This window comes from Microcoleus sp. BM001215392, assembly GCF_036700185.1.
Lineage (GTDB): Bacteria > Cyanobacteriota > Cyanobacteriia > Cyanobacteriales > Microcoleaceae > Microcoleus.
This window is the reverse complement of the sequence record NZ_JAUBOJ010000565.1, coordinates 1-3,329: the sequence shown is the minus strand read 5'-3', so window position 1 is coordinate 3,329 and position 3,329 is coordinate 1. Positions and strand designations below refer to the sequence as shown.

3 protein-coding genes and 1 riboswitch are annotated in these 3,329 nt (G+C 49.1%); of the genes, 1 reads left to right on the top strand and 2 read right to left on the bottom strand.

The window, feature by feature from the left end; translation table 11 throughout:
- Positions 1-84: 84 nt before the first annotated feature.
- Together QT974_RS32705 and QT974_RS32700 are read right to left on the bottom strand one after the other, a co-directional pair.
- Entirely contained in the window at positions 85-1,512 is a 1,428-nt protein-coding gene (locus QT974_RS32705) for a phosphoglucomutase/phosphomannomutase family protein (RefSeq protein WP_333472522.1), read from the bottom strand.
- Positions 1,513-1,696: 184 nt separating this feature from the next.
- Positions 1,697-1,831, top strand: a riboswitch (guanidine-I (ykkC/yxkD leader).
- Positions 1,788-1,931: a hypothetical protein gene (locus tag QT974_RS32700; RefSeq protein ID WP_333472521.1), complete on the bottom strand. Its 144-nt coding sequence runs from the start codon at positions 1,929-1,931 to the stop codon at positions 1,788-1,790. Its footprint overlaps the riboswitch before it by 44 nt.
- On the opposite strand from QT974_RS32700, the gene QT974_RS32695 reads away from it, so the two are divergent.
- The gene (locus tag QT974_RS32695; protein ID WP_333472520.1) at positions 1,932-3,134 is read left to right on the top strand and encodes an agmatinase family protein; all 1,203 of its coding nucleotides are present in this window, start codon (positions 1,932-1,934) and stop codon (positions 3,132-3,134) included.
- Positions 3,135-3,329 lie beyond the last annotated feature (195 nt).

The window sequence follows — 3,329 nt, the reverse complement described above, 5'->3', positions numbered from 1 at the left end:
AGTCCTTACTACAAACGAGCTTTTTTAAGGAAATTTAAATGTGGCACGGGCGTCTCGCCCGTACCATTCACCGGCTGTAAAACTCTAACCTTTCTGTGCCCAAGTTTTCGCCCAATTCAAGTTTTGCATCACCTCTTTCAAGGTCGCCGCTTCTGAATACAACCGCAACACCGGTTCAGTACCGCTAAACCGAATTAACAGCCAACTTCCGTCAGCCAAACGGAATTTGTATCCGTCTACTTTGTTGCAATCTACAACCGATTTTCCGGCGATTTCTGTGAGAGGTTGATTTTCTAACAGCCCCAGCAAGCGCGAACGTTCGTCCATATTTGCTAAATGCAAGTCGATTCTGTCGTAAGCTGAAGTAAAATTAGTCTCTGTTTGCAGTCGGCGATAGATGTCGCTCAAATCTTCACCGGATTTGACAACGGCTTCTAGCAAGTACAGCGCTGATAGTAAGGCGTCTCTTTCGGGAATGTGCGTACCGTAGCCGATTCCGCCGGATTCTTCGCCGCCGACTAGGACTTGGGTGGTTAACATTCGATCGGCGATATACTTGTAACCGATCGGCGTTTCAAACAATGGTAAGCCGTAAAGTTCGGCAATTTTCGGCATGATGTCGGAACCGCTGACTGTTTTAATGACTTCCCCGGTAAAGCCGCGCCGTTTGGCTAAGTGTTCGATTAATATAGGAACTAGGATTTGCGAACTGAGGAAGTTTCCGCTAGAGTCAACGGCTGCAATCCGATCGCTATCTCCGTCAAATACAAATCCGATCGACAAACCGGATGCTTTTCTCTGGTGAGTGCGCATCACGCGAAACAACTGCGACAGGTAGCGCGGCAAGGGTTCGGGTGCACCGCCTCCAAACAGCGGATCGCGATCGCTGTTAACTTCTTGTACAGTTTCTTCTAAAATTTGAGCTAATCCGCCCGCCGCCGCGCCGTGCATTACATCTACAAATACTGTAATTTTCCCGGATGCGATCGCTTCTTTAATCGCTTGAATATCCACCATTTCCCGCAAGGTTTTGCAGTAAGCCGGCCAAGGATTGAAATTTTCCAATTTTCCGGGAGTTGCTGAAAGTGCCGCCGGATTTTCGAGTTTTGCTTCTATCTGTTGCGTAACTTCGGGCGAAACTGAACCGCCAAATGAGCCCTTGACTTTTAATCCTAAATATGCGCCGGGATTGTGGCTGGCTGTCAGGACGATCGCACCTAAAGCATTTAATTGTTTTGCTGCTAAACTAAAAGCCGGAGTTGGGGCGTAGGATTCGCTCAGGAGCACGTCAAATCCGGCGTTCTGGACGGCAACCGCCGCATTTTGGGCAAAATCTTCAGCCAGAAATCGGCGGTCGTAACCGACAATTACAGTGCCGCTGCTGGCATTATTGCCGCCGGTTTGTGCGAGAACTTGTGCTGCTAGGGGAGCTACCAACGCTACGCGAGCGAAGGTAAAATCGTCTGCAATGATGCCGCGCCAGCCATCTGTACCGAATTTTATAGGATTCATTTAGTCACAAGCCATAAGTCATCAATCTATTTTATGTGCCGATCGCTCAAGCGTCACTAAAATTTGCCGACAACTTTTGCCCAAAAACAGTCTACCCCGCAGGACTGAGATCGTGTTTTTAAGGCGAGGAGAGTAACTTTCAATACATTTTTGACTCAACTCACTGGCTAAGATGACCTCAATAATTTGATGCCTCTAGGGTTCCGGTTTGGGCGATCGCTCAAATGCTGGTCCGAGAGAGGCAAGTTGGTCGATCGAAAACTCAAAGTTTTTAGTCAAATATCGGCCAGCCGCACGGCGGGATAAAAGCCCGGGAGAAATACACCAATCGGCAAGACTGGGTGTTTTTTCCCCGGGCTTTCTGCATTGGCGACGGCTAATTCGATCGCGATTGTTTTGCAAACATCTAGGGTGTCCAAATGACTGAAAATCCTTCTGAAAACCCCTTATTTCAAAGCCCAGCCCCCAACAACGGGCAGACTCCCAGCCAAGCGCAACGCGCCTTAGAACTCGAAGCCAGACTGCCGCTGACAGGCTGGCAGCAAGAAGTATCAAAAGGGTTAGAATACGGATTAGAAGCAGCAGAAAGTATTCGCGATCGCAGCATTCCCACCTTCAGTCGCGGCGAACTCCCGCACTATGCAGGGATCAACACCTTCATGAAAGCGCCCTACGTCGAAGACGTGCGCAAAGTCGGCGAATACGACGTAGCAATAGTCGGCGTACCCCACGACTCCGGCACCACCTACCGTCCCGGTACCCGCTTCGGCCCCCAAGGAATTCGGCGCATTTCCGCACTCTACACGCCCTACAACTTTGAATTAGGAGTGGATTTGCGCGAACAAATAACTCTTTGCGATGTCGGCGATATTTTCACCATTCCAGCTAACAACGAAAAATCCTTCGATCAAATATCAAAAGGCATCGCCCACATCTTTAGTTCCGGCGCATTTCCAATTATATTAGGAGGCGATCACTCAATTGGTTTTCCCACAGTCCGCGGCATTTGTCAACACTTAGGCGATAAAAAAGTCGGCATCATTCACTTCGATAGGCACGCCGACACTCAAGAAACCGACCTCGACGAACGGATGCACACTTGTCCTTGGTTTCATGCCACCAACATGAAAAATGCCCCCGCCAAAAACCTAGTACAACTAGGCATAGGAGGCTGGCAAGTTCCCCGCCAAGGCGTGAAAGTTTGTCGCGAACGTGCGACTAATATTCTCACCGTTACCGACATCGTAGAAAAAGGCATTGATGCCGCCGTAGAATTCGCCCTAGAACGCGCCCTAGACGGCACCGACTGCGTGTATATCAGCTTTGACATCGACTGCATCGACGCCGGATTTGTCCCCGGTACAGGTTGGCCGGAACCGGGCGGTTTGTTGCCGCGCGAAGCTCTATCTTTACTCGGCAAAATAGTGCAAAGAGCACCTATTTGCGGTTTGGAAGTAGTAGAAGTTTCCCCACCCTATGATGTCAGCGATATGACTTCATTAATGGCAACTCGCGTCATTTGCGACACCATGGCTCATTTAGTATTGTCCGGTCAATTACCGCGAGAAAAACCCGCCTACATTCATCCAGCCGCCCAACCCGAACTCGTCGAATGGACTTAAACAGTTGACAGTTGACAGTTGACAGTTGACAGTTGACAGTTAGTTATTTGTTAACTGTTACCAATAACCAAAAGCGAATAACCAATAACCACTGATACCAATTTTTTATGAGGCTGCTCGTGAATTCCGATCCCCCCTAACCCCCCTTAATAAGGGGGGGACAAGATTCTTCTCAAAGTCCCCCTTTTTAAGGGG